We start from the raw sequence: 13,852 nt of genomic DNA, 5'->3' as shown, positions 1-13,852 counted from the left end.
CAATGGCAAGCAAGCAATTCGACATCAAGTCATATCCCGGATTCAAGGGTATTACACTGCTGTGTCTGGTCATCCTTTATGCGCCGCTGGTCGTGGTCACGATCTACAGCTTCAACGCTTCACAATCGCTGACCAACTGGGAAGGTGTATCGCTGCGCTGGTATGCAGATGTGTTTACCGGCCCAGAAAGCGGCAAGTTCAAAACGGCAGCGAAGAACAGCTTTATCATCGCCATCATCGCGGCAACTACGGCGACGACCATCGCGACCCTGGCGGCGACGGGGATGGTGCGCGGGGGTAAGTTCCGTTTTCGCACTGTGTCTTTCGGGTTGATCAGCCTGCCGCTGATGGTGCCGGAAATCGTGCTGGCGGTTGCGACCCTGATCTTCTTCAATTCGATCGGTTTCGAACGCGGGCTTCTGACGATCCTGCTGGCCCATATCGCGTTCTGCATTCCCTTTGCCTACCTGCCGATCTCGGCCCGCATGCAGGGGATCGAAGACAGCTATGAACAGGCGGCACTGGATCTCTATGCCACGAAACGGCAGGCATTCACCAAAATCCTTTTGCCATTGATGATGCCCGGCATCATCTCGGGCTTCCTACTGGCGTTCATCGTCAGCCTGGATGATTTCATCATCACCAATTTCGTGAAGGGTGCAGGCGTCGAAACGCTTCCTACCGCGATCTTTGGCTCGGTCAAGCAGGGGATCAAACCGAATATCATGGCGATTTCGACCATGTTGCTGAGTGTGTCCATCGTCATGGTCACGATCAGCTATTTCGTCAGCAAGTCTGACAACACAAAATAACCAACAGATGGAGAGTCACATGAAACATATGATGAAAAGCAGCGTCGCTGCCCTTGCTCTGGCCATTGGTGCCAACGCGGCCGCAGCCGAGGGTGAGTTGGTTCTGTACCACTGGTTCGAATACATCCCGCAAGAGCTGCTGGATAAGTTCACCAAAGAAACCGGTATCACTGTCACCATGGACACATACGACTCGAACGAGTCCATGTTGGCTTCGCTCAAGGCTGGTGGTATCGGGACCTATGATGTATCGGTGCCTGGCGATTACATGGTGTCGATCATGACCGGCGAAGGCATGTTGGACACAATCGCCGACGGTGAATTGAAGAACAAGGGCAACATCGCCGAGGAATGGGCCGATCCCGGTTTTGATCCCGGTCGGCAGTCTTCGATCCCGTATCAGTGGGGCTCGACCAGTTTTGCAGTTAACCGCGATGCTTATGACGGTGACATTCAAACCACCGACATATTGTTCAACCCGCCGGCTGAATTGCAGGGTCGCATCAACATGCTGGACAGTCAGGGCGAAGTGATGGCCATGGCTGCGCTGCATATGGGTATCCCGCAATGTTCCACTGACCGCGAGCAGTTGAAGGCGCTGAATGCCATGCTGCAAGAAGCTAAGCAGCACTGGGCGTCGTTCAATTCGGATACCGCGAAAGAGGTTCTGGTTTCCGGTGACGCAGCCGTAGGCCAGATCTATGACGGGTTCTCTGCCAAAGCACGCGAGGAAGGCGCCAATGTGGAATACGCCTTTCCGACACAAGGTTACATCGCCTGGATGGACAATGTCGTTCTGCTAAAAGACGCCCCCAACCGCCAGAACGCGCTGATATTCATGGACTTCCTGTTGGAGCCCGAGAATATCGCAGCCGTGTCCAACTTTGCGCAGTACAACGCTGGTGTGAACGGTGTGGGTGAATTCCTCGACCCGGCGCTGGCTGAACAACCCGAAAAGAACCCCCATGCCAATGCAGGCTCGGGCGTGTTCATCGAAGTATGTGATGAGGAAACCCAGGCGGTCTATGACCAGATCTGGACCAATTTGAAGAAGTAATTCAGGCCCTATTCCTAACGCGAAAGCCCCCGGTTTTTCCGGGGGCTTTTTCGGTTTCAGTAAGGGGGGGTTGTTTAGCGGCTGATGTCTTCGAGGATGCGATCCATCATCGCGTCGCACGTGTTCAGCTGTTCGATTTCAAGATATTCATCCGGCTTGTGTCCCTGACGTTCCATGGAACCCGGCCCGCAGACAACAGTCGGAATCCCCAACTCGCTGAAAAACCCGGCCTCGGTGCCAAAGGCGACTTTGGTGGTGGCGTGACTTTGCGCAAGTTTCTGCGCATAGGCAATGACTCCTTCAGTCTCGGCGACCTCCAGTCCGGGATAGGCGTTATACTGTTCAACCTCGATACGCGCCTCGGGACACAGGTCCTGATACTGTGCACCGACCCTGATGGCCGCCTCCTGAATTTGTGACAAGATATCTTTGCCACGATCCGAGGCGAGATGACGGTATTCAAATGTCAGTTCAGCGCGATCCGGCACGATATTCAGCGCCTTGCCGCCAGACATCATGCCCACATGGAACGTGGTGTAGGGCACCGAATAGGCCGGGTCACTGTTGCCGCTTTTGGCATAGGTTTCTTGCAACGCGCGCAGTTTACCTACAAAATCAGTTGCCAGGTGCAGCGCGTTGACGAATTTCGGGGCCAGAGCTGAATGCCCGCTTTGGCCGTGGCAGACGGCACGTAGCGCGGCTTTTCCTTTGTGGCCTACGGCCACCTGCATCTCGGTCGGTTCACCCACAAAACAGGCGCGTGGCTGGCCCAGCATAGGGGCGAGCCGGTCCAACATGTGCTGGATGCCGACACAGCCGACCTCTTCATCATAAGAAAGCGCGATCTTGAGAGGTTCGCGCAGATCAGCCCCGGCGGCACGAACCGCCAACGCCATGACAGAAGCCACGTACCCCTTCATATCCGTGGTGCCACGCCCATAGACGCGATTGCCTTCACGGGTCAGGCGGAATGGGTCCTTGGTCCAACTTTGGCCTTCGACCGGGACAACATCAGTATGCGCGGATAGTAGTACGCCATCACCCGCAGGTCCTTTCTCGGCATAAAGCCCGGTCTTGTCGCCACCAGGGTCGGTGATGCGATGAACGGTGAATCCGCGCGCCTCCAAAAACTCTTCGACATAAGCGGCAAGCTCAAGGTTCGAGTTTTTGCTGACCGTATCGAAGCTAACGAGCCTGTCGAGAATATCCAGGGTAGAGGTCATAGGATTGAACCTGTTTTTGGTTTGACAGCCGCTTTGTTCTTGGCTGCGAGAGGGTCATTCTCTCCAAGCCTATACGACGGGCAAAATACTTAAATCTGGGAATGGCGAAGCAGAGGTTAGGAGATCTCTAAGTCCCGCAATCACCCTTCGTCTTGCGCAAAAAGACCAGGAAGCGATCCTGAATCTACGGCATGAGCACAATGATCAATGAATGCTCTTGATGTGTTTGTTTCATTCTCGGCCCGCGTGCGCAGCAAGCCGAGACGCATTGGGCGCATTTCCCCGGCCAAGGGTACAAAGATCAGCTTTTTGCCATCCGGCGACAAAACGTTCAACGGGCGGATATTGGCAATCGAAAAACCGAACCCGTTGGCCACCAACGATCGCATGACCGACATATCTGCGGTGCGCTCCGCGATATTCGGTTTGATATTGGCTTCGCGGAAAAAGGACAGAAAATACTCACCACTGAATGGCAGGTCCAGCAAGACCATTGGGCTATCCTGCAGGTCGGGGATCGTCAGCTCGCTGCGATTTGCCAGCGGATGACCTTCGCTCAGAACTACATAAGGTGGCAGTTCATGGAGTGGCCGGAATTCGAGATCGGCGGGAATGTCCAGATCGTAAGTCAGGGCGATGTCCAGTTCAGCCCGGCGCAACTGGCTGAAAATAACGGCCTGATTCAGTTCACGCTGTTCGATACGTACATCGGGATAGGTGTCCTCAAAGTCGCGTCGCAACCCCGGCAGAACGATCTGAGCAAATGTTACCAGACACCCCACGGACAGGATGCCCTGTACCTTTCCGGTGATTTCCCCGGCCAGTGTGGCCAGCAACTCGGCCTCGCGCAGAACGAACTCGGTACGTTCCATGATTTTGTGCCCGGCCTTGGTCAGCGACAGGCCACGCGCGTGTTCGCGCACAAAAAGGGCGACGCCGAATTCCACTTCCAACTGGGTGATCGCCGCCGAGATCGACGGCGACGAGACGTTCAGCTTGTCGCTGGCGGCTGCGATGCTGCCTGCCTTTCCGACGGCCACAAAATACTCAAGCTGTCGCAGCGTGTATCTGAAAGGCAAAGGCGCATCTCCGCGGTCTTGCGGATCAAGCCTTGTACTTGATCCAAGTCGTTTTCAAAGCAGTATACTTTTCAAGCGAGTGCAATGACAAATCGCGCCCAAAGCCTGACTGCTTCATGCCTCCAAACGGCGTCATTGCAGACAGCGCGTCTACCGTATTCACCGAAACGGTCCCTGCCATCAGCTTGTCTGACACCCGGCAAGCGCGGGACAGGTTATCGGTCCAGACTGACGCTGCCAGCCCATAGACCGAGTCATTTGCCATCGTCACGGCCTGGTCTTCGGTGTCGAAGGGGATGACCGACAGGACGGGGCCGAAGATCTCATCGCGCGCCAGCGGGTTGTCATGGTCTACGTCGTCGAAGATGGTCGGTTGGACAAAGCAGCCCTTGCCATCCAATGTGATCCGTTCGCCCCCAGTCACAAGATTGGCGGTTTTCTTTCCTTCCTCGACAAAGCGCATGATCCCCTGTGTCTGTTTTTCATCAACGATGGCACCCATTTTCGACGCCGGGTCCAGCGGGTCGCCGGGTTGCATCGCCTGCGCACGGGCGATCAGCTTTTCGACAAACGCATCCTTGACCGAGCGTTCCACGTATAGCCGCGAATTGGCCGAGCAGACCTCGCCCTGATTGAAGAAGATGCCAAAAGCGGCCATGTCAGCGGCCGAGTCCAGATCCTCGCAATCGGCAAAGATCAGATTGGGGCTTTTGCCACCTGTTTCCGGCCAGACCTGTTTCAGATTCGACTGGCCCGAATACTGCATGAACATCTTGCCGATTGCGGTCGACCCGGTGAAGGCAAGGCAGTCCACATCCATATGCAGACCCAGCGCTTTGCCCGCAGTCACGCCAAAGCCAGGCACGACGTTGAATACACCATCCGGAACGCCAGCCTCAACCGCCAGTTCCGCCAGTCTCAGCGCTGACAGGGGCGACTGTTCGGCCGGTTTCAGCACAACCGAGTTGCCTGCCGCTAGCGCCGCGGCGGCTTTCCATGTGGCCATGTCCAGCGGAAAGTTCCACGGTGTCACTGCTCCGACCACACCCAGAGGCACACGTTTGACCAGCGCCAAATCGCCAGGCCCGGTTGGGGCGACTTCGTCATAGACCTTGTCGATAGTCTCGGCATACCACTGGAAGAAATGCGCCGAACCGGGGGCATCGATAGTGGCGGCATCCGTCACTAATTTGCCCATGTCGAGACTGTCCAGTAGCGCCATCTCTTCCAGATTGTCGCGGATCAGGTCGACAAGTTTCAGCATCACCGCTTTGCGGTCGCCGGGGGCCATGCGCGACCAGCGGCCATCCTCGAATGCGGCGCGGCCTGCGGCGACGGCACGGTTGATGTCTTCTTCATCGCATTCGGCAACCTGAGTCAGCACCGCGCCTGTGGCGGGATTTATGCTATCAAAGGTCTTGCCCGATGCGGCATCGACAAACTTGCCGTCGACGAAAGCCTGCCCACGAAATGACAGACCGGCGGCGCGGCTTTTCCAATCTTCGTGCGTATAATCCAACATGGTGTCTCTCTCGCTGATTATTCGTCGCCGGGTACGCCATAAGAAGGCGCTTCTCTCGGGTCGAGCGCGCGCTGAACATAGGCGTCCAGCTGCGGTTTATAGATGTCCCAGGCGGTTGCGATGGCCTCAATCGGGCAACCCTCGGTCCAGTCGCATCGTAGATCGGCTACCGGCCAGCTGACCTTGTCGACGATCTTCATGCCTGCTGAATGTACCGGACCGGCCTCGCCCCCTGCGTCCAGACCGGCGCGCATGGCTGCGATCAGGCGGTCGCCGATATGACCCGAGGCCGACAGAAACCCGTCGACGATGGCCTGCGGGACGCCGTCATTGTCCAGAAGATTGCCACCCGAGGCGACGTTTTCGGCCTGCGCTTGTGTCCAGATGCCAAGGCTGTTGGGACCGGAATGGATCGCCGTGCGACCAGCGGTATCCACTGCCAGAACCTGACGGTACTCAATGAATTTCGCGCGGGCCGTCATCTCGGCGATGGCCTCAGGCGCGGTTTTACCCTGTTCCATCAAGTCCAGCGTCAGCGGGCCAAGGCTGGGGTCGGTTACGTTCTGCGATGCGACAGCACCGACACTGGCGCGGGCAAACGAACAACGGGCAGCCACGGCGGGTGAAGACGACGAAATCGCCAACCCGAACATGCCGGTATCGGCACAACGGGCAACCAGTGAAAAAGTCATACAGACCTCCTTAACGACAAAGACCGGGCTGCGCGGGGTGAGAGCGTAAGTGCGCAGCCCGGTATCCTCAAATGATCGGCAAGATCAGTCGGGAATGACTGCGGTGCCGTCAATCTCAACCAACCAGTCCGGGCGTGCTAGTGCCTGAACCACCAGCCCCGTCGAGCAAGGGTAGACCCCTTTGATATACTCGCCCATGGTGCGATAGACGGCCTCGCGGTGGCGGACATCAGTGATGTAGACGACGACCTTGACCAGATGTTCCATTGAACCGCCGGCCTCTTCGATCAGCTGCTTGATGTTCTGCATGACCTTGTGGGTCTGCTCGACCGGATCGTGGCTGTCGATATTGACCGCATCATCCAGGTTCTGCGGGCACTGGCCACGCAGGTAGACGGTTTTTCCACCTTGCGTTACGACGGCCTGACACAGGTCGTTATCGAGGTTTTGCTCGGGGTAGGTTTCTTTGGTGTTGAATTTGCGAATGCGTGTGTGCGCCATTTCGGTGTCCTGTTGTCTTATTCTGCGGCTGCTGGGGCGATGATAGCCGCCTGACCATCGTAATCGGCATAGGCGCGCTGGATCGCAATCTGATCGGCTATGTATTTCGCATCGCGCCAAACGCCCCAAATGAAGGTGGAGCCACGACGTGACTGCCAAGGCAGGCCAAGGAAGTATATGTCAGGTTCGACCGAAACGCCGCGCTGGTGGATCGGCGCGCCTTTGGCGTCAAATGCGTCCGCCTTGATCCAACTGAAGTCCTGACGGAAGCCCGTGGCCCAGATGATTGTGGTAATACCTTCTTTGGCAAAATCGACTGACCCAAGCGGATTGGTCAAACAGTCCGGGTCTTCAAAGGGTTCGCGCGCCTCAGACTCTTCCGGCAGATCAATTCCGGTGCGCTCCACATAGGCGTCAGCAAGATCAAGCATCTCTAGATAATTGGCGTCGCCTGCGGCTACGTTGCGCTGTAGATCATCCGCGAAGCTGAGAACGCCGTTCTCGAAGCTGTTGGTCATGCCCGTGAGGGTGACCCCCTCGTTCCCAAGTCTGCGAAAATCCATCGTATGCCCACCATGGGCCCCGCTGACCGAGATGGTGACATGCTCGGTTCCGGGTTTTTGCGCAGCGATGTCCCAAAGTCCCAGCACGCCCAGCCACCAGACATTGTCGCGACCACGGTATCGGCGCGGCGGGCGGTCATGCGGACCAACCGACAAAAAGACCTTGCGGCCTGCGCGGTTCAACTCGTCCGCGATCTGCGCGCCGGACGACCCGGCACCGACAACCATCACGGCACCTTCTGGCAGTTGGTCGGGGTTCTTGTAGTAGAAGGAGTGGATTTGCTCGACACCAGCCGTTGCCGGCACGATCGGTGGAATGACCGGTTGCTGGAACGCGCCCGTGGCGGCCACAATGCGTTTGGCATGAATCTCGCCGGCAGAGGTTTCAACCTTGAAGCCTCCTTCACCCGCCAGACGTTCTGCTTTCAGCGCCTCTACACCTTCGCGAATGGGGGCTTTGACCATTTCGGCGTATTCGACAAGATATTCGGCAACCCGGTCCTTAGGCACGAACGCATCGGGGTCGTCGCCGTTGAACTGCAGGCTGGGAAAACGGTCATGCCATGCCGGGCCATTGGCAACCAATGCGTCCCAACGACCGGTACGCCATGCTTCTGCAGTGCGGTTCTTTTCCAAAATGATGTGGGGCACATTGTTGTTTGCCAAGTGCTCGCTCAGCGCGATACCAGCCTGTCCGCCGCCAACAACCAGCGTATCCGTTTTCTCAATGGACATGTGTCGGTTCCCTATAACTGCATCTCGAATTGACCCTGAAAGGTCATTGCCATCGCTCATTACATGCCGGTCTTGGAGGACGAGCGGTCACAATGGACCGAACGCCTTGCACTTTCAGAATTCGGACATCAGCACCTAACCGGTGAGCTAGCCGATACCTGGGTATCGGCCGCTTTGGATTACCGCATTCTGTGCCACTCCAGCACGCTATGCACGTTTCCAGGTTAAGGTTTCACAAGTTCGAAACAGGTGAAATAACTGTCTAACTTACTCTTAATTAGGCTTTGGCTAACTTGTCGGGTTTTATGTTGAGCTCCCAGGCAGTTGCCTATTCTCCGACAGATAAGGCGCGATCAGGTAATACAGTTCCCCCTGCGAAGAGATCTGGCATTTCCGGTAAAGTTGCTTGCGCAAGACCTTTACGGTCTGGGGGCTAATGCCAAGTGTCAAGCCAATAGAAATCGACGAATGTCCTTGCAGGATCAACAGCGCCACCTGGGCCTGTCTTGGGCTTAGGCTGATGTCCTGCTCGGCGGACATGCGCCGGCGCAGTTGTTCAACGGTATCTTCCGGCTCACCTTCAATCGGGGGCTTGATGTCTGGCCAGTTCATTCTGACCAGCGCACTAACCACTGGCGCGATGTGTTTAGCCGCGCTGTAATCTCTGGACGAGAACCGCGATGCGGTGGTTGCGTCCCTGCCGATACAGACCGTGATTGAACTGACTGGAGTAAGGCAGGCGAAATAAGCAAGCTCATCTGTCAGCGTTGTGTTGGCGTAGTAGGATTTGAAGTACTCGTTGCGCTGAAACTGATCAGGGGCGACATCGGTTAAACGATAAAGACCATCCGCAGCGCGGCTTTGATGTAGGCCAAAGAACGGGTCCAGCAGATAGGCTCCTTTGACATAGTGGCTGTCGATGCGCTCAAAAACGCGCCTGTCGCGAGCGTGGGTCATCAGAACCTGGGGCGCACGATTCTTAAAAAAGGCGATGATCGCGAAGTTATCGAATGAGCATGTCGCATCCAGCCAACGGTGCAACGCATCACCGAAGCGTTCTGATCCGATTGCCATAATTGCGGTCGACAAGGCGTCTGGTGCTGAAATTTGTGACATATTTGGGTACCCCCCTGGGGGTATATACCCCCTGAAATCGCCAAAGTAACGTAAATACTCAATATAGGTGGTATGTATCCGCCGGCGCGATCATGGCCCGAACAAGGGACGCGCCGGATCAGCAGAACTGCTACAGGAAAACAAAGGGGTTGATCATGGCTAAAGATACGCTCGACATTCTTGCGCAGGATAAGCACCTGATTCAGTCTTTCGCCGATCTGGACGCGCTAAAGAAGCAGGGCGCTCGCACCGTCATATCGCGGGCAAAGGGCGCCTACGTTTATGACAGCGAAGGAACAGAGCTGATCGACGGAATTGGCGGTTTATGGTGCGTCAATATCGGCCATGGCAATGACGAGATGATTGCCGCGATATCGGATCAGTTGAAAACACTGGACTATTACTCGACCTTCTACAACTTTACACACCCGGCAGCGGCGGCGCTGGCCGAGAAGATCGCTCAGCTTGCGCCGGGTCATCTGAATTCGGTCTATTTCAGCAATTCCGGTTCGGTCGCAAATGACAGCGCCATTCGGATGCTGCAACATTATAATATCCGCAAGGGAAAGCCAGAAAAGAAGCTGGTTCTGTCGCGGCACGGCGCCTATCACGGATCGACTCATCTGGCGATGGCGATGACCACACCTGGCTATTCCGAAGGTTGGCACGCGGCCAGCGAACTCGTGCATCACCTGCGCTCACCCCACTATTGGCGCGAAGGCGGCGAGATGACCGAGGGTGAGTTCCTTAACGATCTGATCGACGATCTGACCGCCAGTATTGAGCGGATTGGCGCAGAAAGCATTTGTGCGTTCATCGCCGAACCGATCCAGGGCGCAGGCGGTGTTGTGACCGCACCTAAAGGTTATCACAAGCGCGCGTGGGAGGTCTGTAAGGCCAACGATATCAAATACGTCGCCGATGAGGTCGTCACCGCCTTTGGCCGTCTTGGGCACTTTTTTGCCTCGGAAGATGTGTTCGACATGGTGCCAGACATCATCACCACGGCCAAGGGCTTGACCTCAGGCTATCAACCGCTTTCGGCCACGATCGTCTCGGATGATATTCACGAAGTGATCTCGGGGCCCGACGGTATGTTCCTGCATGGCATGACCTATTCGGGCCACCCTGCGGCTGCGGCGGCAGGTCTGACCAACATCGCGATTATGGAGCGCGAGCAGATCCCGCAACGGGTGCAAACAACCGGTGCACGGTTCGAATCCAACCTGCGCGGTCTGACCGACATCGAAATGGTCGGCGAAGTGCGTGGTAGCCATTTCATGATGGGGATCGAATTCGTCAAGGACCGCGCCAGCAAGGAAAGTTATCCGGATGAGGCGCAAGTGGGGCTGAAAGTAGCCCAAGCCTGCCAGAAACGCGGCCTGATCGCACGCCCCTTGGGAAACGTGCTGATCTTGTCCCCGACATTGATCATGGACGAGCCCATGATTGATCGCATCGAAGCCATCCTGCGCGACTCCATCACAGAAGTTGCCGCCGGTCTTTAGATCTTGATTTACTGGGGGATGACGGCCCTCCGTGAACCCTATCAGCCAGCCTTAAGGAGCCAGCCATGCGCGATCCACGCTATGATATTCTGTTCGAGCCGATGCAGATCGGCCCTCTGACCGCCAAGAACCGGTTCTATCAAGTTCCCCATTGTAACGGCGGCGGATATCGTGATCCCTCGGCGGCGGCTGCGATGCGTGGGATCAAGGCTGAAGGCGGCTGGGGTGTGATCTTCACCGAGCAGTGCGAGATGCACCACACGTCTGAGATCACACCCTTTATCGAGCTGCGTCTGTGGGAGGACAAGGACATCCCGCAACTGCGCAAGATGTCGGAACGGATGAAAACACATGGCGCTTTGGCGGGCATTCAGCTGGCATACTCCGGCATCAACGGGCCGAACCTCTATACCAAAGAAGTGCCGCTGGCCCCTTCTGCCCTTCCCATTCGGACTTTCACAAACGACCCGGTTCAAGCCCGCGCACTGGACAAGCAGGACATCAAAGACCTGCGCCGTTGGTTCGTGAACGCTGCCAAACGATCGAAAAACGCAGGATTTGACTTGATCTGTCTCTATGGTGCACACGGGTTTGGCATCTTCCAACACTTCCTCAGCCGTGCCACCAACCAGCGCAGCGACGAATATGGCGGCAGTCTGGAGAACCGCGCCCGTTTCAGTCAGGAGGTCATCGCCGACATGCGCGACGTGGTCGGCGATACGATGGCGATCACGCTGCGGGTCAGCCTGGATGAAACCATCGGTGAGCTTGGCTTTTCCAACGCAGAGGTGCGTGACTATATTGAAATGAACAAGGACCTGCCGGATCTTTGGGATTTGGCGCAAGGAACTTGGGAAGACTGTTCTGGCCCTTCACGTTTCAAGGAAGAAGCCGCGCAGGAAGAACTGGTGCGTGGTATTCACGATCTGACCGACAAGCCTATTGTCGGCGTGGGCCGGTTCACTTCACCCGATGTAATGGCCAAGATGGTCAAGTCCGGTACGCTGGATTTCATCGGCTGCGCCCGTCCATCTATCGCCGACCCGTTCCTGCCCAAAAAGATCGAAGAAGGCCGGATTGAGGACATCCGCGAATGCATCGGCTGCAACATCTGCATCACGGGCGACATGACCATGTCGATCAGTCGTTGCACCCAGAACCCGACCTTCATGGAGGAATGGCGCAAGGGCTGGCACCCCGAGAAGATGAACGAAAAAGGTGATAGCTCGAACGTGCTGATCGTGGGCTCGGGCCCTGCGGGGCTTGAGGCCGCGTGGGCGCTGTGTCGCCGCGGCTACGACGTTGCCGTGGCCGAGGCCCGCGACGTTATCGGAGGCCGTGTGGCGCGCGAACGTCTGTTGCCGGGCCTATCGGCCTGGGGTCGGGTAGTGGACTATCGTGACTATCAACTCAGCCAGCGCCCAAACGTGGAAATCTATCGCGAAAGCGAGCTGGATGCTGAAAGCATTCTGGAGTTCGGCTTCGAAAACATCTGTATCGCCACAGGAGCGACATGGCGCAACGATGGTGTCTCGCGTCAGCATGTTGTGCCGATGCCAATAGCTAAAGGCGCCAGGGTCTATACCCCGGACGATCTGATGGATGGCACAATCCCATCCGGCCGAGTGGTGGTGTACGACGACGACCACTATTATATGGGTGGTGTTCTTGCCGAACTGTTGGCCAAGAACGGCGCGCAAGTGACGCTGGTTACACCATCGGCTTATGTCAGTGACTGGACCAACAACACGTTGGAACAGATCGCCATTCATCCAAGGCTGGTCGACGCGGGGGTTGAGATCGTGCTCAACCAAGGCGTCACCGAAATCAACCCGGGTCATGTGGTCTCAAACTGCATCTACACCGAACGCACCTGGAAGATCGAGGCGGATGCTGTTGTGATGGTTGCATCCCGTCTGGAAAACAACGGCGTATTCAATAATCTGAAGGCACGCGAAGCGGACTGGGCAGATGCAGGCATCAAGTCGGTCAAACTGATCGGCGACGCCAACGCACCGGGTCCGATCGCTTGGGCAACCTATGCCGGTCACCGCTATGCACGGGAATTCGATGGTAAAGGTATCGGTGACGCTCTGCCCTTCCGCCGTGAAATTACAGAACTTGCAGTAGACTAAGGGCGTTGTGGGTGTTTTGGCGGTATAGTACGAACTCTGCTGCCTTACACATTTGAACGTCATTTGACATCAGCGAAACACTAAAGGACGCAACCAAATTCGTACGACGACAAAATGGTTTCTCAACTCAACTGCGAATAGCTCGCTATTGTCTATGAATTTCTAACGACGGGATCGTCCGCTTGAGATTCGAAACTGATAGCATTTTGCACCTGCAGCGAGGGTTCGCTTCCTGCCATTACTTTCAAAACCACTTTGCCGGGAACCGCAGCGACAGCCGATCGAGTTCATCATTCTGCTCCGGCTCGAGCTTGGACCATAGTTCTTGCATTGAAGATTCCCTGCCCCAACTCTCGGCGGGCACGCCATCAATTAAAAACAGATTCGTTCGGCTTTTTAAAATGGTTGCGATCAGACCAAGGGTTTTTCGGCGGTCAGCAATCAGAGAAGCGCGGTAAGGCCGATCCATTGGTGTGATGTTGCGAGGACTTGGTTGCGCTGGAAACACGACACTGGCAAAGAGGTCTACAGGCGCGTGGCCGAGCCGGATTGATTTCATCAGAACAATTGCTAATGCCATAGTGAAATCTCGGAATTCGCTATTGTTCTTGATATTCGAGCGCGCCAACAGGCTCATTTCAAGCGCCGCTTCCAGTTCGATCGCTGCGTTCCAAGCAGTTTGCACATTATGGTAGTCGTGCAGCTCCAAGACGGTCGAGAACGACATTGCCGCCGTTAATTACGATTGCCGGTTCGGCATCGCGATCATCACATGCCCCGCAATGGGTGGTAAGCGGCCACCTGTGAGCCACACAAAACGTCCGGGTTGTTATCCTCCAAGCCAACCGCATGAATTGATCATGGCCGTCGAGCTGGTCGCGAAGCAGGTAACGCAAACACCTCACAAAC

General features: G+C 56.2%; 12 protein-coding genes. 4 read left to right on the top strand and 8 right to left on the bottom strand.

What is annotated here, in order from left to right:
* The first annotated feature begins 2 nt into the window (after positions 1-2).
* Entirely contained in the window at positions 3-812 is an 810-nt protein-coding gene (locus AC2FIB_RS07670) for an ABC transporter permease (RefSeq protein ID WP_282120977.1), read from the top strand.
* A 19-nt stretch (positions 813-831) separates the two neighbouring features.
* Entirely contained in the window at positions 832-1,869 is a 1,038-nt protein-coding gene (locus AC2FIB_RS07665; protein ID WP_496841882.1) for an extracellular solute-binding protein, read from the top strand.
* A 74-nt stretch (positions 1,870-1,943) separates the two neighbouring features.
* Here AC2FIB_RS07665 and argE read toward each other — a convergent pair whose 3' ends face one another.
* The 7 genes from argE to AC2FIB_RS07630 form a co-directional block, all read right to left on the bottom strand.
* Complete coding sequence (gene argE, locus AC2FIB_RS07660; protein WP_496841881.1) at positions 1,944-3,092, bottom strand: acetylornithine deacetylase; 1,149 nt, start codon at positions 3,090-3,092, stop codon at positions 1,944-1,946.
* 140 nt (positions 3,093-3,232) lie between these two features.
* Complete coding sequence (locus AC2FIB_RS07655) at positions 3,233-4,171, bottom strand: LysR substrate-binding domain-containing protein (protein WP_496841880.1); 939 nt, start codon at positions 4,169-4,171, stop codon at positions 3,233-3,235.
* Positions 4,172-4,196: 25 nt separating this feature from the next.
* Positions 4,197-5,693, bottom strand: coding sequence for an aldehyde dehydrogenase (locus tag AC2FIB_RS07650; protein WP_496841879.1), 1,497 nt, complete (start codon positions 5,691-5,693; stop codon positions 4,197-4,199).
* A 17-nt stretch (positions 5,694-5,710) separates the two neighbouring features.
* Entirely contained in the window at positions 5,711-6,385 is a 675-nt protein-coding gene (locus AC2FIB_RS07645; RefSeq protein WP_496841878.1) for a DUF1028 domain-containing protein, read from the bottom strand.
* Between the two features lie 84 nt (positions 6,386-6,469).
* The gene (locus AC2FIB_RS07640; protein ID WP_282120982.1) at positions 6,470-6,886 is read right to left on the bottom strand and encodes a RidA family protein; all 417 of its coding nucleotides are present in this window, start codon (positions 6,884-6,886) and stop codon (positions 6,470-6,472) included.
* A 17-nt stretch (positions 6,887-6,903) separates the two neighbouring features.
* Positions 6,904-8,184, bottom strand: coding sequence for a flavin-containing monooxygenase (locus AC2FIB_RS07635; protein WP_496841877.1), 1,281 nt, complete (start codon positions 8,182-8,184; stop codon positions 6,904-6,906).
* A 303-nt stretch (positions 8,185-8,487) separates the two neighbouring features.
* Complete coding sequence (locus AC2FIB_RS07630) at positions 8,488-9,300, bottom strand: helix-turn-helix transcriptional regulator (RefSeq protein ID WP_496841876.1); 813 nt, start codon at positions 9,298-9,300, stop codon at positions 8,488-8,490.
* Positions 9,301-9,455: 155 nt separating this feature from the next.
* Here AC2FIB_RS07630 and AC2FIB_RS07625 point away from each other — a divergent pair, with 155 nt between their 5' ends.
* Entirely contained in the window at positions 9,456-10,808 is a 1,353-nt protein-coding gene (locus AC2FIB_RS07625) for an aminotransferase class III-fold pyridoxal phosphate-dependent enzyme (protein WP_496841875.1), read from the top strand.
* 65 nt (positions 10,809-10,873) lie between these two features.
* Positions 10,874-12,943 carry an oxidoreductase gene (locus AC2FIB_RS07620; RefSeq protein ID WP_496735979.1) on the top strand — a complete coding sequence of 690 codons (2,070 nt, stop codon included), beginning with the start codon at positions 10,874-10,876 and terminating at the stop codon, positions 12,941-12,943.
* Between the two features lie 244 nt (positions 12,944-13,187).
* Here the strand turns inward: AC2FIB_RS07620 and AC2FIB_RS07615 are convergent, their stop codons facing one another.
* A complete protein-coding gene (locus AC2FIB_RS07615) occupies positions 13,188-13,670 on the bottom strand; it encodes a hypothetical protein (protein ID WP_496735980.1) in 483 nt (160 codons plus the stop codon).
* Positions 13,671-13,852: the final 182 nt, after the last annotated feature.

The sequence above is a fragment of the Ruegeria sp. YTSA072 genome (genome assembly GCF_059610285.1).
Note: the sequence above shows the minus strand (reverse complement) of the source record. Positions and strands in the feature narration are given on the sequence as shown.

Excerpts from the sequence above, each read along its gene's own strand:
- AC2FIB_RS07670 (WP_282120977.1), top strand. The coding sequence starts at position 3 with ATGGCAAGCAAGCAATTCGACATCAAGTCATATCCCGGATTCAAGGGT.
- AC2FIB_RS07665 (WP_496841882.1), top strand. The coding sequence starts at position 832 with ATGAAACATATGATGAAAAGCAGCGTCGCTGCCCTTGCTCTGGCCATT.
- argE (WP_496841881.1), bottom strand. The coding sequence starts at position 3,092 with ATGACCTCTACCCTGGATATTCTCGACAGGCTCGTTAGCTTCGATACG.
- AC2FIB_RS07650 (WP_496841879.1), bottom strand. The coding sequence starts at position 5,693 with ATGTTGGATTATACGCACGAAGATTGGAAAAGCCGCGCCGCCGGTCTG.
- AC2FIB_RS07645 (WP_496841878.1), bottom strand. The coding sequence starts at position 6,385 with ATGACTTTTTCACTGGTTGCCCGTTGTGCCGATACCGGCATGTTCGGG.
- AC2FIB_RS07640 (WP_282120982.1), bottom strand. The coding sequence starts at position 6,886 with ATGGCGCACACACGCATTCGCAAATTCAACACCAAAGAAACCTACCCC.
- AC2FIB_RS07635 (WP_496841877.1), bottom strand. The coding sequence starts at position 8,184 with ATGTCCATTGAGAAAACGGATACGCTGGTTGTTGGCGGCGGACAGGCT.
- AC2FIB_RS07630 (WP_496841876.1), bottom strand. The coding sequence starts at position 9,300 with ATGTCACAAATTTCAGCACCAGACGCCTTGTCGACCGCAATTATGGCA.
- AC2FIB_RS07625 (WP_496841875.1), top strand. The coding sequence starts at position 9,456 with ATGGCTAAAGATACGCTCGACATTCTTGCGCAGGATAAGCACCTGATT.
- AC2FIB_RS07620 (WP_496735979.1), top strand. The coding sequence starts at position 10,874 with ATGCGCGATCCACGCTATGATATTCTGTTCGAGCCGATGCAGATCGGC.
- AC2FIB_RS07615 (WP_496735980.1), bottom strand. The coding sequence starts at position 13,670 with ATGTCGTTCTCGACCGTCTTGGAGCTGCACGACTACCATAATGTGCAA.